Genomic DNA, 20965 nt, shown 5'->3' with positions numbered 1-20965 from the left:
CTTTTGGAAGTAAGTTCATTTCGTCTATTTTATGTTTATGCTAATTGTGACCGAATTGTGACAACTTTTTGTCTGTTTAGACGAAAAGTTGAAACAAAACTTTCAAAAAGGACAATTCTACTTGAACAAACGAAAGGCTATGGAGAATTTCCCCATAGCCTTTCGTTTGCATTTTATTAGACAATCATTTCATTATGTTTAATGTTAAGTGTTTCAATTTGAATTGTAGCATGTTCAATATGGAACTCTTGCTTTAAGATATTAATAATATTTTGAAGGACTTCTTGATCATCTTGTTTTTTATCAATCATTACATGGACGCTTAATGCATCTAATCCAGATGTAATTGTCCAAATATGAAGATCGTGTATATCACGTACACCTTTTACTCCTTTAATAGCTTTCTTAACTTGTTCTATTTCAATTGAAACAGGTGTACCCTCCATAAGTATATGAATGGAATGTTTTGTTACTCCCCATGCACTCTTTAAAATCAATAGAGCTACAACTACTGAAATAATTGGATCTGCAATATACCATGAGAATAATGACATAAGTACACCAGCTACTAATGCGCCAACTGATCCTAAAGCATCCCCAAGAACATGTAAATATGCGCTACGTAAATTCACGTTATTTTTTACATCACCTTGTCTCATGAGCGCCCATGCACTAATTAAATTTGCTAGTAAACCAATTGATGCGATTAACATCATTGGGCCACTTGCTACAGTTGGTGGTTCAAAAAAACGACCAATTGCTTCCCATACGATAAGCCCTGCTACAACAAATAATGTAATTCCATTAATTAATGCTGCTAATATTTCAAAACGATAATATCCATATGTTTTTGTAGAAGTAACCGTTCTAGCTGCAAGTCCTATTGCAATTAAACTTAATAATAATGAACTTGTATCACTTAACATATGTCCTGAATCAGATAATAAGGCCAAACTATTTGTAACTAGTCCTCCAAAAAATTCAAGGAACATAATAGTTGCTGTAATTACTAAAGCTGTAATTAACCCTTTTCTATTCCCTTTCCTGCTCTCCTCAAAATGATGATGTCCATGCGAATGCCCGTGAGTATGTCCATGATGTTGGTGACCGTGATGATGTCCCATATAAATTCCTCCTTTTAATTTTGTTTTGTCTTTAATAATTCCTCTATTGAATTTTCACTTATTTATAAATGGCTCTTTTCTTACCTGAATCGAACTTGTTGGACAGCCGTCACTTGCCGCCAACATTGCTTTCAAGAAAGTTTTTGGGATTCCCATTATTCCTTGATTATTATCTAATGCACTAAATGATTTCCCTCTTCCATCTAATTGATATATATCAGGTGCTATAGAAGTACATAATCCACATGACTCACAATTCTTTTTATTTACGACCGTATAATGTAACAATATAAATCACCTCCATTATAAATATACAATACATCGGTAGGGTATATTAAAGTGTTTATTTTATACAAATTTCCCTATTCAAATAATAATGGTCTATCGGTTTTAAATCGTTATCCAATTCATAAACCAATGGTGTTCCTGTTGGAATGTTTACATTCTCTATATCTTCATCTGAAATTTGATCTAAATGTTTTACTAAAGCACGTATTGTATTTCCATGTGCTGCAATAATTACTTGTTTACCAGCTTTTACATTAGGAGCTATCTCTTCATCCCAATATGAAACAACTCGTTTCTCTGTATCTTCTAGATCTTCTGTAAGAGGAAACTCATGATCTTTTAAATCTCTATATTTCGGATGTGCCGCTTCATATCTTTTGTCATCTTTTGTAAGTGATGGTGGGCGTACATTTGTTGAACGTCTCCATAAAGTTACTTGTTCATCACCATATTTTCTCGCTGTTTCTTCCTTGTTTAATCCTTGAAGCGCACCGTAATGACGCTCATTTAATTTCCATGTTTTATGAACAGGTATCCACATCAAATCCATTTCTTCGAGAGTAATCCATAAAGTACGCATCGCTCTTCTCAAAACAGATGTATATGCTATATCAAATGAGAAACCATTAGCTTTCAGCATTACTCCGGCTTCTCTTGCTTCTTCCAAACCTTTATTGGATAAATCAACATCCGTCCAACCTGTAAACCGATTTTCAACATTCCATTCACTTTGTCCGTGCCGTATTAAAACTAGCTTTACCATACTTATTATCTCCTCTCCTTTTAAAGTTGCATTTTCATAAAGAAGTATCTTTATGAAAATGCATGATTACATATCAAGTTCTTTCTTATTCAGTTCACTACTATGACTAAACGCTAATTCAATTAATCCATTTACGTGAGAATCATCTAATGAATAAAAAACAAGTTTCCCCTCTTTACGCTTTTTCGCTAATCCTATCGTTTGTAATAGCCTTAAGTGATGTGAAGCTGTTGCAATACTACTATGAATAATACTTGCGACATCACGTACGCAAAGCTCTTTTTCCGTATACAACGCATAAGCAATTTTCAAACGTGTTTCATCTGCAAGTGCCTTAAACATTTTCGCTACACTACTTATATTTTCTTTCTCTAACATATCACTTGCATGTTTTACTTTTTGCTCATCATGATAACAAAGTTCACAATGTTCTTCCTTCATATGTAACACCTCTTATTCAAATACATATTTGATTATGTATGTAGTATACCTTATAAACGATAAACATTCAAATGTTTATTTGAATGTTTATCGTTTATACCTTAAATATGTTTATACAACAAAAAGAATCCCACATACTATGGGATTCTTTTTGTGCTATTATCGATTATTCTACAACTGACTAATAAATCTTAACCCTTTACTTAAAGATGTCGGCACAACAGATGCATGATTCTCCCCTTCAGCTTCATAAAACATAAATCTAAACTGATCGTGTTTTACTTGGAGAAGGCGCTCTGATAATTCGTTTGCACCTACAACCATATGCTCTCGTTCCAATGACCCAACTGTAAGGAATACTCCCGTTTCAACCTTAGCATTGTTTAATTCATTTATAAGATTCTTTTCTTTTTCAAGCACGGATTGGTTATTCCACCAAATAGATGGACTACTTATAAAATAATTTTGAAAGGCATTTACGCTTGCGAATAGTATATGTAAAGCAAATAGACCACCTAAAGAATGTCCAAATAACGTTTGCTTTCCTTTATCAATCTCAAATTCCTTTTCAATTTGTGGTTTCAATTCTTCTTCAATAAAAGTAAAGAAGTTATGTGCTCCCCCTGTTTTAGGCCACGGTTTACCGTCCGGTTTTAACGGGGCATCTTTTGAAATTACGACAGGTGTAAGATCATAACATCTTTCTTCTCCTGAAAATGCGCCTTCAATTGGATAACCAATACCTACTATAATTGCTGGTGACACACCTGTTTTTTCTGCTCTTACCGATTGTATTTTAATAGCTTCATGGAACGTTTGGAAAAAGGCGTTCCCATCTAATACATATATAATAGGATAACCAGAATCCGGTGCTGGCTGCTTCGGTTTTGAAATATGAATTTGATACTCACGATTCTCTAATGTCGAATACATTTTCCACTGTTCGGTATTAGATACAATAATTTGTTGTTTTTCAATAGCAGTATTCATTATGCACATCCCCCCTTAACTCGTTACATACATCTCTACTTTTTCCTCTTGAAATACACTATCATAACCGAAGCAAACGGGAGCTCCGTTATATGGATCTATCATGACACGCGCATCGATATGAAATACCTCTTTTAGCACCTCGTTTGTAATAATTTCTATAGGACTACCAGTTGTAATAATGTTTCCTTCTTTCATTGCGATAATTTTATCTGAAAATCTAGCTGCGTGGTTAATATCATGTAATACCATTACGACCGTACAATTATGTTCTTTATTCAGTTTCTCAACGATTTGCAGTACATCTAATTGGTGTGACATATCAAGGTATGTCGTTGGCTCATCTAATAATAAAACTTCCGTCTCTTGCGCTAAGGCCATTGCTAGCCATACTTTTTGTCTTTGTCCACCTGATAAATTCGCAATTTGTCTCGTTCGAAACGCTGATGTTTTGGTAATATCTAATGCCCAATCAATCATTTCTTTATCTTTTGAAGTTAACTTATTCACGTTATTACGATGTGGATAACGCCCATAAGAAACCAACTCTTCTACCTTAATCTCTCCCGGGGCAATCGGGTTTTGCGGAAGCAAAGCTAACTGTTTCGCGATTTCTTTCGTTGAAATCGTATTTAAATCTTGTCCTTGTAAATATACTTTACCGCTTTTTTGTTTTAAAATTCTTCCCATCGTTTTTAATAATGTCGATTTTCCGCATCCATTTGGACCTATAATTGTCGTTACTTTTCCCTTTTGTATTTCCACATTTAAATCGCGAAACACTGTAAGTTTTTCATAATTTGCTTCCAAGTTTTTTGCACTTAAAATATTCACTTATGTTTCCTCCTCTTACGCTTTCGCCTTATAAAGTAAATATAAGAAATACGGTACACCGACAATAGCAATAACAATCCCTACAGGCAATTCTGCAGGCATAAAAATTGTTTTTGCGATAAAATCTGAAGCAATTACAAGCAACATCCCAATTACTCCGCATGTAGGAATTACATATTTATGTTGAATGCCAACAAGTCTTTTGGCTATATGTGGCGCCATTAGACCAATAAATCCAATACTTCCTGAAACAGCAACACATGCACTTACAAGTCCAATACTGCTTAATAATAGAATAGACTTCTCTCTTTCTACTGAAACACCTAGACTTGTAATACTCGTTTCTTCCAATTGAAATAAATCTAGCAAATAAGCTTTCTTTTTTATAATTGGAATTAATATAATAAGCCATGGCAACATTGCAATAATGTATTTCCAGTTTGCATTATATATGCTACCTGAAACCCAGACAGCTGCCATTTCAAAGTCAGTTGCTTTCATTTTCAATGATAAATACATAGAAAGCGCTCCGAAACCTGACCCTATTGCGATCCCTGTTAGTAACAGACGCTGTGAATCTAACTTTCCATTTCGCCAAGAAAATATATAAATTAATATAGCCGCGCCTAACCCTCCAACTAAGCCAAACATCGGCATCATCATTATAGAAATCCAATCCGTACTCTTTATTTGTCCTTGGAAAAAGAACATAAAAATTACGATTGCAGTTCCTGCACCAGCATTTACTCCTAAAATACCCGGATCTGCTAAACCATTTCTCGTAATCCCTTGAATAACAGCGCCAGCTATCCCTAGACCTAATCCTACTAGGCCAGCAATTATGATTCGCGGCAGTCTAAAATCAAATATAACTAAATCATGTTCTGGGACTGGATCAATCCGAAAAATTGTTCGAAAGACGTCCATAATTGTAATATCAAATGTACCATTCGTTAAGCTAATATAAATGGTACATAAAATTAAAAGTATAATAGTCCCCATAGTCATTACAAAACGCTGATTTGAGCCTTTAAGCATGTCTCTCTCCCCCTCTTGTACGAATTAAATAAAGGAAGAAAGGAATTCCAATTAGAGACGTAACAACGCCTATTGGTGTTTCAAATGGATAGTTTACAAATCTGCTTAACACATCACATAAAGCAAGAAACACACCACCAATTACTCCAGCACAAGGCACAATCCATTTATAATCTACACCGATTAAAAAGCGGGTAATATGAGGAATAATTAGTCCTACAAAACCTATTTTTCCTACTAAAGCAACTGCTGTACCAGTCAGAAATACAACAGATAAAATTGCAGTCACTTTTATAATTTTCGTACGCTGCCCTAAATTAATAGACACTTCTTCTCCCAGTGAAAGGATTGTAATAGATTTTGAAATGAGAAGTGCTAAAATAATACCAACTATACCAAAAGGAATTGCTAATTTAAGTATATTGGGATCTACTTGATCTAATTTCGCGTTGTACCAAAAACTAATATTTTGAGAGACTTGAAAATAAGAAGCAATTGCGGCAGAAAGACTACTTAAGAATGTCCCTATCACGGTTCCTATAATTGCTAATCTTACAGGTGACAATCCGTTTCTAAGCAGTGAACCAAATCCAAAAACAATTCCCGCACCTAATGCTGAACCCAGCATAGAACATAAAATCATGTTGACTGAAGACATTCCCGGAAGGAATACCATACACATTGTAATAACAAAAGCAGAACCATCCGTCACACCCATAATAGAAGGGGATGCAAGATAATTCCTTGTCATCCCCTGCATAAGTGCTCCTGATATGGCTAGAAAAGCTCCAACTAAAAGAGCTCCAATTACCCTTGGTAAACGAGATGTAACAATAATATTATGATTTACATTACTCGAATCAAAATGAAACAATGCATTCCACGTCGTTTCAAAATCGATATTCTTTGTCCCATATAAGATAGATAAAATAACAGTAAGTAAAATACATATGGGTGCTAAGCATAAAATTATCATTGGAAGTGAATTTATTTTCCGCATATCATTCAACGCACCTTACTAATTTTATTATTTAGTCAAATTTTTCACTGCTTCTTTTAAAAATACTGTTTTACTCCAAGCAGTACCACCTTGTGCAATAGGATCTACAGTATTTACAAATACTTTCTTCTCTTTTACAGCATTTACACTTTGCCAAATTGGATTACTTTCTATTTCTTCTAGTACTTTCGGTTTATTATTTTCACTTGCTTCATATTGTAAAAATACGTAATCTGGATTTATTTGAGCCAGTTGTTCTAAAGAGAGTTTCTCTTGCGCTTTTACATTTTTAAGTTGTTCTGGAGCAGTTAATCCAAGGTCTTTATAAATTACAGGGTTGAAGTATACTCCTTCTGGATAAACGAATAATGTATTCGCTCTTAATCTTATTACAAGTACCTTTTTATCTTTTAACTTATCTCCAATTTTTGCTTTCGCTTTTTCAGCGTCTGCTTTATAATCCTTAATAATTTTTTCTGCTTTGTCTTTTTTACCAGATAGTTCTCCCATTAATTTTAAGTTTTCTTCCCAATCTGTAGAAACATGTGATATTGGGATTGTTGGAGCTACCTTCGTAAATTTCTCAGCCGCTTCTGCTGGGAATTTCGTACTTGATGTAATAACATCAGGTTTTAATTGAAGTAATGTTTCAAAGTTGGGTTCCATTTTCTCACCGACAGATTTCGCACCTTCTAAATCTTTTGCAACGTTCCCTGGTAATTTCCCACCAACCGTAATTGCACCTACCGGTTTAATTCCAAGTACTGCCGCATCTTCCATTGACTCTAAACTAGCTGTCGCAATTTTATCTACTTTTGCTGGTACTGTATATTCTTTACCTAAATATGTAATCTTTCGCTTTTCGTCTTTTTTCGTTTCCGTAGCCTTTGTCTGTTGTTTTTGTTCCCCAGAAGTTTTGTCTGCACTATTACATGCTGCTAAACCAACACTTAAAACTGTAACCATCCCTAATGTAAATAACTTCTTGTTCATCTTTATATATCTCCTCTCGAAATCTTCAAATATATTATTTCAACAATGAAACTTAATTATATGAAACATAATCCTCATCTATATTTCACATCATTAATAAATCTACGTAAAATGGAGAGCCATTCTCGTTCACTTCCCCTAGTATTAAATTCTTTACAACCCTCATCCCACGATAATCACTACCAGTGATAATGATTATCGTTATTAAGTATATATTTAATATCAGATTATTTCAAGAATGATTTGAAAAATTTTAACAAACTGAACAAAAAAGAAGTATCTCCTTTTTTCAGGAAGATACTTCTTTTTTTAGAAATCTATATGTAATTCAACTGGACAATGGTCCGATCCCATCACTTCACTATTAATTTTCGCATCGGTAATTTTATGTTTTAGCCTTTCAGAAATCACAAAGTAGTCTAAACGCCAACCGATATTTTTCGCTCTTGCACCCATACGGTATGACCACCATGAGTACGCTCCTTCTTGATCGGGATAAAGATAGCGATACGTATCAATGAATCCCGCCTCTAAAACACATGTAAATTTCTCTCTTTCTTCATCCGAAAAACCAGGATTTTTCCGATTACTTTTCGGATTTTTTAAATCTACTTCTTTATGGGCAACATTTAAATCTCCACAAAAAATAACTGGTTTCTTTTCATCTAATCGCTTAATATAGGCCCTGAAATCATCTTCCCATTCCATTCTGTAATCTAAACGTTCTAATCCTCGTTTAGAATTTAGTGTATACAGCGTTATCATATAAAAATCATCAAATTCTAACGTAATAACTCGTCCTTCTTGATCATGCTCTTCAATCCCTAAACCATATGTAACAGAAATCGGTTCTTTTTTCGTGAAAATAGCCGTTCCTGAGTAGCCTTTTTTCACAGCATAATTCCAATATGTATAATATCCCTCGGGATTTAAATCAATTTGTCCACTTTGTAATTTAATTTCCTGTAAACAAAATATATCTGCATTAGATTCTTCTAGATATTCTAGAAATCCACCTTTTGCAATAACTGCTCGCAAACCATTTACATTCCATGAAATCAACTTCATCTATGTTCCTCCTCTTGATGTGCATTTTCAATTTTCATGCTAACACAAAATAGATACCCTATCATAGTTTCATCTTTGTAATCTTGCTCTTACATTCGTAAATACGTACATACGTACTTTATTCAGGTTATACTAATGCCAGAGGTGATGTTCTGTGCATAATGAAGAGTTCACAGTAACAAATGAGTATTGGCAAGCAATTATTCATAATGACTCCACATATGATGACAAATTCTTTTACGCTGTAAAATCAACCGGTATTTTTTGCCGACCATCATGTAAATCGAGAATACCGAATAAAAACAATGTACGTATTTTTCTTAAGGCAGAGCAAGCATTACATGAAAATTTTCGTCCGTGTAAACGTTGTAAACCAAACGGGCTAACTTTACCTAATGAAGAATGGGTAGAGCAAATTAAAGAATATATCCAAAAACATTATTGTGACGTGTTAACCCTCGACTTACTCGCAGAAATATGCCATGGTAGCCCTTATCATCTACAACGCACTTTCAAGAAAATTGTAGGGATTAGTCCAATAGAATATATACAGCAATTCAGAATTAAAAAAGCGACAGAATACCTTTCACATACAAATCAATCCATTATGGAAATTAGTACTGATGTCGGGATAGAAAATCCGGAGTATTTCGCGACTTTATTTAAAAAGAAGACAGGATTTACCCCTACTGAATATCGAAAAAAGAACGGAATAAAAGAGGTATGAAATAATGAAACCATATGAAAATAAAACTATATATTGGACATTGCTTATTCATAAACATTGGCGTATGCATATTGCAGCTACTTCAAATGGATTATGCTTCATCGGATCGCAAAATGAAACTTTTGAAGAACTAAATACGTGGGCTAGCAAAAAACTGCCACAACATACATTCATCCAAAATCCAGATCATCTGCAAACATATACAAAAGAACTTATCGAGTATTTGGAAACCAAACTAGAAACCTTTACAATTCCTATCGATGTTTACGGAACTGCATTTCAATTAGCTGTTTGGAATACAGTACGTGAAATTCCTTATGGGGAGGCACATTCTTATTCAGAGATTGCGGAAAGAATTCAAAAACCTAACGCTGTACGTGCAGTTGGGACTGCCGTTGGGGCAAATCCTCTGCTTATCACTATTCCTTGTCACCGCGTTATTGGGAAAAATGGTAAACTTACCGGTTTTAGAGGTGGTTTAGAAATGAAAAAAGAATTGCTCAAATTAGAAGCGCTTCGGGAGGAGTAAATATGACAGAGGGTTGTAATGAAATATTGTCTTTAGTCGTTCCAAAAGAATTTAGTTTTCAAGAAAACTTACGCTATCTATCACGTTCTAAAAATGAATGTATGTTTCATATTGAAAACAATAAAATCTATAAAGTCATTCCTGTTCAAAACATAAATCCATTAGTTGAAATTGGTTTGAATGCCGATAGTAATATTCAAATACGTTTTTTAGGAGAATCATATGTCTCTGAAAAATGGGCACACGATGCCGTATCTAACTATGTAAAAGAGTGGTTTGATTTAACTACTGATTTAGCTCCCTTCTATAAATTAGCTAAACACGACCCACTCCTTCAAAAACCCATTAAAGAATTTTACGGTCTTCGTACTTTGGGAATTCCGGATTTATTTGAAGCACTATGCTGGGGGATTCTAGGTCAACAAATCAACCTCACATATGCCTATACTCTAAAAAGAAGATTAGTCGAAAATTTTGGCGATTATGTAGATTGGAACGGTAGAAAACATTGGATATTCCCATCACCTGAAGTAATAGCAAATTTAGATGTAGAAGATCTCGCAACATTAAAAATGACTACAAGAAAGTGCGAATACTTAATTGACGTCGCGCAGCTCATTACAGAAGGTAAATTATCAAAAGAATCTCTATTACAAATACAAGATGTGAAGCAAGCTGAAAAACAATTAACTAGCATTCGCGGTATAGGGCCATGGACAGCTCACTATGTTTTGATGCGTTGTTTACGATTCCCTTCAGCTTTTCCAATTGATGATGTTGGTTTGCATAATGCAATTAAATTTATAACAGGTTCCGAAAAGAAACCGACTAAAAATGAAATAAAAGAATTTGCATCAAATTGGACAAATTGGGAGTCTTACACGACTTTTTATTTGTGGCGGGTGTTATATTAAAATTTCCTAATAAAAAATAGATAGGGAAACCTATCTATTTTTTCACATGTAAAAACTTCACACATACTGGCTCTGGAACATTTACGTCCGTCTGTACAAGCGTTAGCTCCCCTGCCATTTCATCCCTAGCAAATAAAGTCAAAGTATTAGATCTTTCATTCGCTGCAATTAAAAATTTCCCATCCGGATCTAAAGAAAAGTCCCGTGGCCAATCTCCTTCTGTCGATACTGTTTCAATAAAAGTTAGCTCTCCATTATGCTCATTTACTCGGAAAACTGCGATACTATTATGCCCTCTATTTGCTGCGTAAACAAATTTGCCATCTGAAGAGATATAAATTGCACTTCCATAACTTTCTTCACTATAATCTTCAGGTAATGTAGAGATATATTGTTTTTCTTTAAAACTACCACTATGTGCATCATATTGCAGTACAATAATCTCTGAACTTAGTTCCGTCATAACGTATGCAAGATGTTTATTGGGATGGAATACAAGATGTCTCGGACCGCTACCAGGTTTAACAGATAAACAAGCAGCTTCCATTAATCCTCCGTCACTTTCTTTATATGTAATCACCTTGTCTATTCCTAAATCAACTGCTACTACATATTTTTCATCAGGAGTAAAATTCGCATAATGAGCATGCGCCTTTTCTTGTCTTTCCTTATTCAGTCCTGAACCTTTATGTTCTACAATTGTCGTAGCAGTATTTATACTTCCACTACCCTTTTTCACTATATAAGATTCAACTGTTCCTTTATGATAATTCGCTGCTACTACTATACTATTCTCCCGATTCACACTTACATAGCACGGCGATACCCCTTCTAAAACTTGCATGTTAATCGAATTTAGATTACCGGATTTATTATGAATGGAAAAACTAGCAATTCCACCTAACCCATTATCTTTCGCAACAGAATAAAGGTACTCGTTGTTATGACTAATCGTTACATACGTCGGGCTTCCTATATGAGCTGCTAATTCGACCCCTTTAATTTTTCCGATGTTCGTATCAAGTAGAAATTTATAAATCCCCTTACTCTCTGCTTTTGTATATGTCCCTATATAACCATGAAACTGATTTTCACTCATACCATTTCCCCCTTTTACAAACGTCCTGTAACAAGTTTCACTTTGTATGTTTTACTATAGAAAAGAACCAAGTAGCACTTCATTACTACTTGGTTCTCTTTTTAAGCTTGTTCTTCAAATCGTCTTGCGATTTCTACAATTACTTGAACAGCTTTTTCCATAGTATCTACCGAAACATACTCAAATTTACCGTGATAGTTTTCACCACCGGTAAAAATATTTGGCGTTGGTAATCCCATATACGATAATTGTGATCCATCTGTTCCACCACGAATTGGATGGATGTTCGGTTCGATATTTAAACTTTTCATCGCTTCATATGCAATATCAACAATTTCTCGCACTGGTTCAATTTTTTCAAGCATGTTATAGTACTGATCATTCATCTCTAAAACAATCGCATTTTCGCCGTACTTCTCTTGCATGTTTTTCACAATATCTTTAATGTTATTTTTACGCGCTTCAAAATGATTACGATCAAAATCTCGGATAATATAGTAAGCTTTACTTTGCTCGACGTCACCATTTAAAGAAAGTAAATGATAAAAACCTTCATATCCCTCTGTATATTCTGGCGCCTCTTCTACTGGCAACTGTCTATCGAATTCCATAGCAAGTTTACTTGCGTTACGCATTTTGTTTTTCGCTGTTCCAGGATGTGTATTTGTCCCTTTAAAAGTTAATTTAGCGCTTGCAGCGTTAAAACTCTCATATTCTAAACCACCTAATGGACCTCCGTCCATCGTATAAGCAAACGATGCACCAAACGCTTCTACATCAAAATGCGCTGGTCCACGACCAATTTCTTCATCCGGTGTAAATGCTACTCTTATTTTCCCATGCTTAATTTGCGGATTATGTATTAAATAGTTCATTGCGACCATGATTTCTGTAAGACCAGCTTTATCATCTGCTCCAAGAAGTGTTGTACCATCAGTTGTAATAATTGTATGTCCTTTATATGATGGTAATTCCGGGAACTGTTCAGGTGTTAACACAACATTTAATTCTTCATTTAACGTAATCGCATTACCATCAAAATTTTCATGAATTTGTGGTTTTACGTTTTTCCCTGTAAAATCTGTTGCTGTGTCTAAATGCGCTAAAAAGCCGATTACAGGAACATCTTTATCTGTATTTGCAGGTAATGTTGCCATTACGTAACCATTATCATCCATCGTCACTTCTGATAATCCAATCTCTTTTAACTCTTCCACTAATAACTTACCAAATTCAATTTGTCCAGGTGTTGTTGGTACTGTATGACTTTCTTCATTTGATTGGGTATCAATTTTTACATATCTCGTAAATCTTTCAATAAGTTCTTGTTTCAAGTTCGTTCACTCCCTTTTCTGTTTCTTTCTCCATTATAATCCTTAAAACGAAATATTTTAACTTTTTTGACTGTGAAAATATATATCCATTTACATTTTTAATAAATCATAAAAAGACATAATATTTGTACATTAAAATTCAAACATGTAATATACATCATTATATATTGGGAGGTTTTAAAGATGAGGCTAACTCTCTTTCGCTATTTTCTTTTTTTCCTAGGATTAATTTTTTTTGGACTTGGAAATGCTCTCGCAGTCAAAGTTAAATTCCTCGGTTTACACCCTTGGGAAGTATTAAATATGGCTCTCTATGAACGATTCGGATGGACACTTGGTACTTGGAGTGTCATATGTGGGTTATGCCTCGTTCTTATCTCTTTATTAGTAGATCCAAAATATATAAACGTAGGTACATTTTTAAATGCACTACTTATCGGTCCTATTATGGACTTTTTCTTACGATCAAACATCCTTCCAAACGCTAGTGATTATTTATGGATAAACTTACTCATTTTATTTTCTGGTATCGCAATTACAGGAATTGGGGGCGGTATGTACGTTGCGGCTGGGATTGGTGCTGGACCTCGCGATGGATTCATGCTTACTATTTCTGACAAAACTGGGTTATCTATTAGTCGTGCTCGAATCATTGTAGAATGCTTTGTACTAGTCATTGGATACATGCTAGGAGGTCCTATTTTTATCGTAACTTTTCTATACACTTTTATTCAAAGTCCAATATTCCAGCATTCATTTAAGGTATTTCAAGCACTCTTACATATTTTACATAACAAAAACAAAGAGCGAATTAATGAAAATATATAAAACATAACTTAATACCAATTACTCTTTTCATTAACTTTCTTACAAATAATTCACCCTATTTACGATTCCCACCGCAAATAGGGTGTTTCTTTTTTCATCCGATAATATATATTTAATTAAACATCAAAAGCATATACTACTCATTCACAATAAAAGTATATACATCATTATAAATACAACCATTTACTCTAATAACATACTTACCTGGTTTATTGAACTGAACTGTATAATTACTTAATTGTACCGCTTCTTTATCTCCTGAAAGAATATCAATACTTCTACCACTCAATAAATAAGATTCACTTTGATTCATCGCTACATTAATAGTATTGAACTTCTCCTCTTTCGCTTGTGGTGTTTCTGCAGTACTTACACTTGGTTCTAAAAATAGTAGTCCACTTAATCCAATTGAACCCGCTAGAGCTACTCCTGCAAATTTTTTCATTTTTTTCATCACAATGACCCCCTTATAATTTTAGTGTAAAGGCGATTTCTCCCCCCTACACCACAAAGCCTATATGTAACGAAATGAAAAGTAAACACGTACAACAAGACAAAATTCTACATTTTTTTCTCCTATTGAATATAAATCCAGCGTTTGGAGTTTTGTCACATTTAAAATTGTTTCCCTAAACCAATTTCTCAATAAACTATTCAAAAACTGAATAATTATTTATTGATTTAACATTCTAAAAATAGTTGATAAAGATGCTTTCTCTTCAAAAAAAGAGTGTGTGTTAAAAGTAACTTTTAACACACACTCCATATATCCCATTTCATTCTTCTCTCCATAATCTCTCTACATTTATTAATTGCTCGTCTTTAAATTCTAACTTATATAGGTCTGGTTTTGATGTATTCATTAAAAATTCAAGCCCATATTGGTTATCAAAATAGTTCATCATTAGTGTCATTACAAACCCATGTGTACCAACTACAATTTTATGTCCTTGAAAATCCATTAATATTTCTTTTAATATTTTCACTACTCTTCTCTGACAATCCACATACGATTCTCCTCCAGTTAGTGTGAAATCTGGATTAGAGAACATCTTCTTTACGAGTGGATACACTTCCTTATCTGATATAATCTTATCCTCACTTAAAAACCTACACTCTTTGAGATTTTCATATACTACTATTTCTTTTTCATGGTAATTAGCTGACCTTTCTATCGTTAACATAGCCCTCTTATACGGACTTGAAATGAAAGTATCAATTCCCTCTGTTTCTAATATCTCAGTTACTCTATGAGCATCTAAAATTCCCTTCTCAGTTAATCCACGTGTTCTTTCATCTCCTTCTAATTTTGGTGATTCACCATGCCTAACCATATAGATATATGTATTCATAATTCCTCCTTGAAAATTTTTATAAGTTAATTACTTACTTTAATCTTTTCTGTATCAAAACTTGAATACAATCAAAATATTAATTTATTCTTTTTTATGAACTCTGCTGAGCAGTTCGTCTAACCCACTCCGAAACTAAACTCTCAAATAATTCAGGCTGTTCGATTTGTAAATTATGTCCCGCCATATCTAATACCGCTAATGTCGCTCTTGGGTAATCTTCAATGATTCCTACAATATCTTGATAACCTACCGATGTATCTTGTCTTCCAACTAATAAAAGAACGGGTTTCTCATATTTTTTATGCTGGAAGTCCAAAGTAAGAGAGTAATTCTTTTGTAATCTTTCAATAAACCCATCATTAGCAATATCTAGCCCTGGCTTAATTTTTTCTTTGAAACGCTTATATGTATACTCATTCGCAACCACTGCTAGCTCACAAAATTCTTCCCTTTCGGTTGAAGTAAGCGTATTTAAAAATTCTTCCTCTCTTACAATTACCTGTTTATCTGGGAGAAGCCTTTTTTCTCGTTGCGCTACAACAACAGGACATACTAACAATAATCCACTAACTCTATCAAAATTCGAAACTTCTCTAGCCTCATTCTTCTATTTGCATCAATACAATTCTCCAACCATCTGGGTCCTCTATAGTAATCCCCTTTTCTTTCCAATATGGATTTTCTGGTTCTACTTCATCATATCCCATTGCATGCAGCCTTTTACTCACTTTTTCTATTTCATTATATTCTCTTATATAAAACACAAGTAAATTATCTTTTGTTGGGGCTGGACATGGGCTTCCATCTATATGTCTTGTAAATTCTAAATGATATTCTTCATCCGGTAGACCAAACATGACTCCATCATAACCATCATGATCATAAAACTCACCTATACGTTTTAAACCTAATCCTTCTTCATAGAATGCAATAACCTCTTCAAATTTATCAGTTGGACGTGCTATTCTAAACTTCACCCATTTCATCGTGATTTTCCCTCCATATTAAAAATCAATTACTGTATTACATATTATTGTATATAATCAACACGTTTCTTTAATCCCTCATTAGTATGAGAATAGGTACATACAAAGGTCTTACTTAATACACTTTAATAACGAAAAACTCCCCTCATCTAGAGAGAAGTTCCCATCACTTTATATGCAATTTTACATCTCCGCTTGCAAATCACTAAAAAACCTTTAAAATCTAAAGGATGACTAAATATACAAATTCTATCTGCATTCCTTATAAATTGAAAAATCATTGAACTCAATACTTTTTCAATTTTAAGAAGTATTACATTCTTCATTTTTTCCTTATAAGCATGCTTTTTATAAGGAAATCTGATACAATCCTTAAGTAATATTATTATGTATAGATATTACGAATATAGTACATACTTAAAGAAGGTGATTTTTTTGAAATTAAATAAAAATTTACAGCTATGTATATTAATCACAACATTAATATGCTATTCAATCTATTTTATGTTTCTCTTTCTATTCCCTACTAATTTTTCAAATTTCAATGTACGCTTCGCTTCACTCATCGTTGAAGTCATTACATTTATATCGCTAATTTACTCTATATACTCTAAAAAAGTTAGTTCAAATCCTTTTTGGATATGTATTACAATTGCAATTGGTAGTTTTTTATTAGGAAAAGTAGTATATACGTATCAAGATACCTTTTTCGAACTTCCAATACATCATTTTACTATTTCTGATGTATTTTACATGTTTTTTCTATTCTTCTGCCTTATCGCTTTTTGCTATAAGATCTTAAAAGAATGCAATAAATGGGAAAAAGCTTTCTTTATTTGTGATATATGTATAGTACTTACTTCCATATTCACATTAGAATGGTATTTATTTAATCAGCCAAATTTAAATATATTCTCACTTTCACTCGCAGATATTTTCCTTTCATTTCTATATCCAATTGCAGATCTATTATTTCTTCTACTAGGTGTTAGTCTCTTTTTCCGCCCAACAATTTTTAAGTCCAAGCGGAAAATTTATATCTTTATTTTTGTATTAATTAGTTCTGCAACTTTTAACTATATTTATTTTTACTTAAATACCCATTTATCAACTGACACTATAACATTTTTACGTCTTTTATATAGAATACCTATATTGCTTATCGCAATAGCTGGGTCTATTTCAGAAGATGATAATAGCCATAAAAATTATTTCATTGTAAACCCTATACTAGGAAAGAAAGTTTTAGTCGTATTTCCCTATCTTGCTGTTGCAATACTAATCGGGTTTACGTTAAAAGAACAAACATCATCTTCAACTCTCATTACAGGAAATTGTATCGCTTTTGTTTTCGTACTTATTCGCCATTCTATTGTGCGTATGCAAAACGACACCCTAACAAAACGTTTACAAGTATTTAATGCTCAACTAGAAGAAAAAGTTACTTTAAGAACTTCTGATTTAGTCCATAAATCAGAGGCCCTATCTCAGAAACAACAAAAATTCAAATCATTATATGAATATCATCCTGATCCCATTTTTACGATTGATTTAAATGGAATATTCTTAAATGTAAATAAAGCAGGAAGCATACTACTTGGAGCACCAACGAACGAGTTACTTGGTGAGACATGTTTTTCTATTATTTTAGATGCAGATAAACATAAACTGATATCTGCATTAGAAAAAGTTAAACAACAAGAATCAGCATCCTTACAACTTAGTTCTCAATATAAAGATGGCTTTACTTATTTTTTATACGTTACCATCGTTCCTATTATGATAGATGGACAAATTTCAGGAAGCTATATTATGGTAAAGGATATTACCGCACTAAAAAAACAACAAGAAGAAATAAAATATTTAGCATTCCACGATACTGTAACGAAAATTGGGAATCGATCCTTTTTCCATAGGAAGCTAAGAAAATTTATAAAAAATGCTCAAACAACACAAAGTGAGTTTGCATTATTATATTTAGATTTAGATCGCTTTAAAGTAATTAACGATACACTTGGACATTCGTCAGGTGATTACATATTAGAAGAAGTAGCAAAACGTTTCCAATCATGTCTTCCATCACATACTCATCTGTCAAGAATCGGTGGTGATGAGTTTACAATCTTAATTGAAAACTATACTGACGAAGATTCCTTATTCGAGTTATGTAACCAATTATTTGAAAGCATGGAAAAGCCGTTTGTCATACATGAGCATAAATTAACTTTATCACTGAGTATCGGTATCTCCATTTATCCACATTCCGGAATCGATACCGCTACACTTCTGAAAAACGCTAATGTTGCAATGTATGATGCAAAGGCAAAAGAGCTCAACTCTGTCTCTATTTATGACGATGTAATCGCTAAAAAAATCGAAAGACGATTACGATTAGAAAAAGATTTACCAAACGCAATACAAAATGAAGAATTGTTCCTTTTGTATCAACCTCAAGTTGATAGTGAATCTAATAAAATTATCGGTGCAGAAGCTTTAATCAGGTGGAATCATCCTGAATTAGGTGTTATTTCTCCATACGAGTTTATTCCGATTGCAGAAGAAACACTACAAATTATTCCAATAGGAAAATGGACATTACAGCAGGCTTGTGAGCAAATGAAACGTTGGCACGCACTCGGATATTCGCATTTAAAAATAGGGGTAAATTTATCTGCTAAAGAATTTGAACAAGACGGCTTTGTAAAATCTATTTCTTCTGCTTTAGCAACTACAGGCTTACCAGCAAGTTCCCTTGATCTAGAATTAACAGAACGAATTGCAATGATGGATGAGAGAGAAACATTGATAAAACTGCGTACACTAAAAAGTTTAGGGATTCACATTTCAATCGACGACTTTGGTACAGGCTATTCTTCCCTAGCCTACTTACCTTTATATCCAATCGATACGTTAAAAATCCCAAGAGAATTTATTACAATGTCTGAAACGTGTGAAGATGGAATGGAAATCATTAAAACAATCATCACATTAGCAAATACATTAGGAATGTCTGTCATTGCTGAAGGCGTAGAAACGAAAGAACACGTAAATTTCCTTCAAAAAAATAAATGTCAGTTTATTCAAGGTTACTATTACAGTAAACCTATTCATACTAATGCATTTACTGAGCTATTAGAAATCGGTATTCACCAATAGTACATAACTAATCGGTATAAGTAATAATGAATTTGAGCAACTATAGTAAAAAGGAAAGAAGATACCTTCTTTCCTTTTGTATTTCTATTTAAATTTCTATTACTTCACCACTTCATTTATTATATCTATTAATTGATGAATCCCCTCATCATTTGTTTTCTTATATCCATTCATGTTTTGAATATATCTCTTCTTATTTGTATACAACTTATTTACTGCATGTGTAAATGTACTACTGTTTACTCTATCTTGAAGTAAAACTTCCGCATATCCTTGTCGTGCAAAATGGTCAGCATTTAAAACTTGATCCCCTCTACTGGAACCATTAGTTAACGGAATAAGCAACATCGGTTTCTTCAAAAATAACAATTCAGAAATAGCAGTAGAACCAGCCCTGGAAACTACAACACTTGCCATATTCAGTATATGCGGTAACTCTTCCCCTATATATTCAAATTGCATATAACCTTCCATTCCAATAGCTGGGTCCACCTTCCCTTTACCACACATATGAACAATATTAAAATTTAATAATAATGTATCTAAACTTTTCCTTACCATATCATTTATCCACTTAGCACCTTGACTCCCACCCATTATTAACAATACCGGTTTATCTTGCTGAAATTTACAATAGCTTCTTCCTCGTAATACGTTACCTCTCTCAATTTCTTCCCTTACAATTGGCCCTACATAAACCTTCTTCTCAGTACTTACATTACCCCCTGTTTGAGGAAATGTTGTGCATAGTTTTTTAGAAAAAGGTAATGCTATTTTATTTGCCAACCCTAACGTACTATCTGGTTCACGTATTATTATAGGTACACGATTTAACCATGCCCCTATAACTACAGGAACTGAAACAAATCCTCCTGCCGAAAAGATAACGTCAGGCTTCATTTTCTTAATTAATTTATAACTTTGTAAACAACCGTTTATAATTTTAAAAGGATCTTTAAAGTTCTCCCAATCCCAATATCTCCTAAGTTTTCCTGTTGAAATACTATTATACTTAACATTTTGAACTAATAATTTTTCAATTCCATTTTGAGATCCAATATACTCAACTCCCCATCCTTTTTCTATAAATTTAGGAATCAATACCATATTAATCATTACGTGTCCGGCTGTACCGCCCCCAGTAAAGAGAATCTTTTTATTCATAACTTATATCCACCTTTATCATTAAAAATCTAGCTTTATATTAATCTTTAATTCAAGTCCTATATCTTGTAAGAGATCTTTGATGAGTTCATAAAAATCATTTCCATACTCACTACACTCATACTGAGCAAAAACTTGAATCACATGCCTAGTTCTAGTCTCTAGTGCTGGCTTTATTCGATCAACCTTTTTTTCTTCCACATACGCTCGATATTGATTTATTGCCTCATAGAGGTGCAACACATGCGCTTCTTCATCTTTCCAATCCAACGTATCAACAATCGAAAGAAATAGCGTACTTTGATTATCTATCGCTTCATAACAATTCATATAT

Annotated in this window: 22 protein-coding genes and 1 pseudogene; 5 read left to right on the top strand and 18 right to left on the bottom strand. The window is 33.4% G+C overall.

The features are described 5' to 3' along the window. Nucleotides 1–176 precede the first annotated feature (176 nt). From ABH960_RS20720 to ABH960_RS20675, 10 genes are all read right to left on the bottom strand, one after another. A complete protein-coding gene (locus tag ABH960_RS20720; protein WP_404448068.1) occupies nucleotides 177–1124 on the bottom strand; it encodes a cation diffusion facilitator family transporter in 948 nt (315 codons plus the stop codon). A gap of 54 nt (nucleotides 1125–1178) precedes the next feature. Continuing rightward, nucleotides 1179–1412 (bottom strand): ferredoxin, encoded by a 234-nt coding sequence (locus ABH960_RS20715; protein WP_219375941.1) that lies wholly within the window; start codon nucleotides 1410–1412, stop codon nucleotides 1179–1181. Nucleotides 1413–1467: 55 nt separating this feature from the next. Beyond that, nucleotides 1468–2175 (bottom strand): 2,3-diphosphoglycerate-dependent phosphoglycerate mutase, encoded by a 708-nt coding sequence (gene gpmA, locus ABH960_RS20710; RefSeq protein WP_404448065.1) that lies wholly within the window; start codon nucleotides 2173–2175, stop codon nucleotides 1468–1470. A 66-nt stretch (nucleotides 2176–2241) separates the two neighbouring features. Then, nucleotides 2242–2616: an ArsR/SmtB family transcription factor gene (locus ABH960_RS20705; protein WP_404448062.1), complete on the bottom strand. Its 375-nt coding sequence runs from the start codon at nucleotides 2614–2616 to the stop codon at nucleotides 2242–2244. A 171-nt stretch (nucleotides 2617–2787) separates the two neighbouring features. Further along, on the bottom strand, nucleotides 2788–3606 hold the full coding sequence (locus tag ABH960_RS20700) for an alpha/beta hydrolase (RefSeq protein WP_404448059.1): 819 nt from the start codon (nucleotides 3604–3606) through the stop codon (nucleotides 2788–2790). A gap of 15 nt (nucleotides 3607–3621) precedes the next feature. Continuing rightward, entirely contained in the window at nucleotides 3622–4440 is an 819-nt protein-coding gene (locus tag ABH960_RS20695; protein WP_219303370.1) for an ABC transporter ATP-binding protein, read from the bottom strand. A gap of 15 nt (nucleotides 4441–4455) precedes the next feature. Beyond that, nucleotides 4456–5478 (bottom strand): FecCD family ABC transporter permease, encoded by a 1023-nt coding sequence (locus tag ABH960_RS20690; RefSeq protein ID WP_219303371.1) that lies wholly within the window; start codon nucleotides 5476–5478, stop codon nucleotides 4456–4458. Then, nucleotides 5471–6478: a FecCD family ABC transporter permease gene (locus ABH960_RS20685; RefSeq protein ID WP_002087983.1), complete on the bottom strand. Its 1008-nt coding sequence runs from the start codon at nucleotides 6476–6478 to the stop codon at nucleotides 5471–5473. Before ABH960_RS20685 ends, ABH960_RS20690 begins: the two co-directional genes overlap by 8 nt. 27 nt (nucleotides 6479–6505) lie before the next feature. Next, a complete protein-coding gene (locus tag ABH960_RS20680; protein ID WP_002087985.1) occupies nucleotides 6506–7471 on the bottom strand; it encodes an iron-hydroxamate ABC transporter substrate-binding protein in 966 nt (321 codons plus the stop codon). A gap of 309 nt (nucleotides 7472–7780) precedes the next feature. Beyond that, the gene (locus tag ABH960_RS20675; RefSeq protein ID WP_404448054.1) at nucleotides 7781–8539 is read right to left on the bottom strand and encodes an exodeoxyribonuclease III; all 759 of its coding nucleotides are present in this window, start codon (nucleotides 8537–8539) and stop codon (nucleotides 7781–7783) included. A 154-nt stretch (nucleotides 8540–8693) separates the two neighbouring features. Between ABH960_RS20675 and ABH960_RS20670 the strand changes: the two genes are divergently transcribed. The 3 genes from ABH960_RS20670 to ABH960_RS20660 are packed head-to-tail and all read left to right on the top strand — an operon-like array spanning nucleotide 8694 to nucleotide 10709. Beyond that, nucleotides 8694–9266, top strand: coding sequence for a bifunctional transcriptional activator/DNA repair enzyme AdaA (locus ABH960_RS20670; RefSeq protein WP_002014656.1), 573 nt, complete (start codon nucleotides 8694–8696; stop codon nucleotides 9264–9266). Between the two features lie 4 nt (nucleotides 9267–9270). Beyond that, nucleotides 9271–9795 carry a methylated-DNA--[protein]-cysteine S-methyltransferase gene (locus ABH960_RS20665; protein ID WP_113936875.1) on the top strand — a complete coding sequence of 175 codons (525 nt, stop codon included), beginning with the start codon at nucleotides 9271–9273 and terminating at the stop codon, nucleotides 9793–9795. Between the two features lie 2 nt (nucleotides 9796–9797). Next, nucleotides 9798–10709 carry a DNA-3-methyladenine glycosylase 2 gene (locus ABH960_RS20660; RefSeq protein WP_404448051.1) on the top strand — a complete coding sequence of 304 codons (912 nt, stop codon included), beginning with the start codon at nucleotides 9798–9800 and terminating at the stop codon, nucleotides 10707–10709. A 34-nt stretch (nucleotides 10710–10743) separates the two neighbouring features. Here the strand turns inward: ABH960_RS20660 and ABH960_RS20655 are convergent, their stop codons facing one another. Together ABH960_RS20655 and pepT are read right to left on the bottom strand one after the other, a co-directional pair. Continuing rightward, nucleotides 10744–11808, bottom strand: a complete 1065-nt coding sequence (locus ABH960_RS20655; protein WP_404448048.1) for a lactonase family protein — start codon at nucleotides 11806–11808, stop codon at nucleotides 10744–10746. 101 nt (nucleotides 11809–11909) lie between these two features. Then, on the bottom strand, nucleotides 11910–13142 hold the full coding sequence (pepT, locus tag ABH960_RS20650) for a peptidase T (RefSeq protein ID WP_404448045.1): 1233 nt from the start codon (nucleotides 13140–13142) through the stop codon (nucleotides 11910–11912). Nucleotides 13143–13325: 183 nt separating this feature from the next. On the opposite strand from pepT, the gene ABH960_RS20645 reads away from it, so the two are divergent. Beyond that, on the top strand, nucleotides 13326–13970 hold the full coding sequence (locus ABH960_RS20645) for a YczE/YyaS/YitT family protein (RefSeq protein ID WP_404448043.1): 645 nt from the start codon (nucleotides 13326–13328) through the stop codon (nucleotides 13968–13970). A 136-nt stretch (nucleotides 13971–14106) separates the two neighbouring features. On the opposite strand, the gene ABH960_RS20640 is transcribed toward ABH960_RS20645, so the two are convergent. The 4 genes and pseudogenes from ABH960_RS20640 to ABH960_RS20625 form a co-directional block, all read right to left on the bottom strand. Next, entirely contained in the window at nucleotides 14107–14424 is a 318-nt protein-coding gene (locus tag ABH960_RS20640; RefSeq protein ID WP_404448040.1) for a hypothetical protein, read from the bottom strand. A gap of 322 nt (nucleotides 14425–14746) precedes the next feature. Further along, complete coding sequence (locus ABH960_RS20635) at nucleotides 14747–15322, bottom strand: histidine phosphatase family protein (RefSeq protein WP_404448037.1); 576 nt, start codon at nucleotides 15320–15322, stop codon at nucleotides 14747–14749. A gap of 94 nt (nucleotides 15323–15416) precedes the next feature. After that, nucleotides 15417–15905 (bottom strand): annotated as a pseudogene (locus ABH960_RS20630) (alpha/beta hydrolase); the annotation flags it as partial. Nucleotides 15906–15924: 19 nt separating this feature from the next. Then, nucleotides 15925–16311, bottom strand: coding sequence for a VOC family protein (locus ABH960_RS20625; protein ID WP_113936867.1), 387 nt, complete (start codon nucleotides 16309–16311; stop codon nucleotides 15925–15927). Between the two features lie 435 nt (nucleotides 16312–16746). Between ABH960_RS20625 and ABH960_RS20620 the strand changes: the two genes are divergently transcribed. Continuing rightward, complete coding sequence (locus tag ABH960_RS20620) at nucleotides 16747–19467, top strand: putative bifunctional diguanylate cyclase/phosphodiesterase (protein ID WP_404448033.1); 2721 nt, start codon at nucleotides 16747–16749, stop codon at nucleotides 19465–19467. A gap of 99 nt (nucleotides 19468–19566) precedes the next feature. Here ABH960_RS20620 and ABH960_RS20615 read toward each other — a convergent pair whose 3' ends face one another. Continuing rightward, nucleotides 19567–20631 (bottom strand): undecaprenyldiphospho-muramoylpentapeptide beta-N-acetylglucosaminyltransferase, encoded by a 1065-nt coding sequence (locus tag ABH960_RS20615; protein ID WP_404448030.1) that lies wholly within the window; start codon nucleotides 20629–20631, stop codon nucleotides 19567–19569. A 21-nt stretch (nucleotides 20632–20652) separates the two neighbouring features. Then, nucleotides 20653–20961, bottom strand: a complete 309-nt coding sequence (locus ABH960_RS20610; protein WP_060752180.1) for a DUF6572 domain-containing protein — start codon at nucleotides 20959–20961, stop codon at nucleotides 20653–20655. Between the last annotated feature and the right edge of the window lie 4 nt (nucleotides 20962–20965).

The sequence above is a fragment of the Bacillus sp. RC252 genome (assembly GCF_044909215.1).
Lineage (GTDB): Bacteria > Bacillota > Bacilli > Bacillales > Bacillaceae_G > Bacillus_A > Bacillus_A mycoides.
This window is presented reverse-complemented; position numbering and strand designations above follow the sequence as displayed.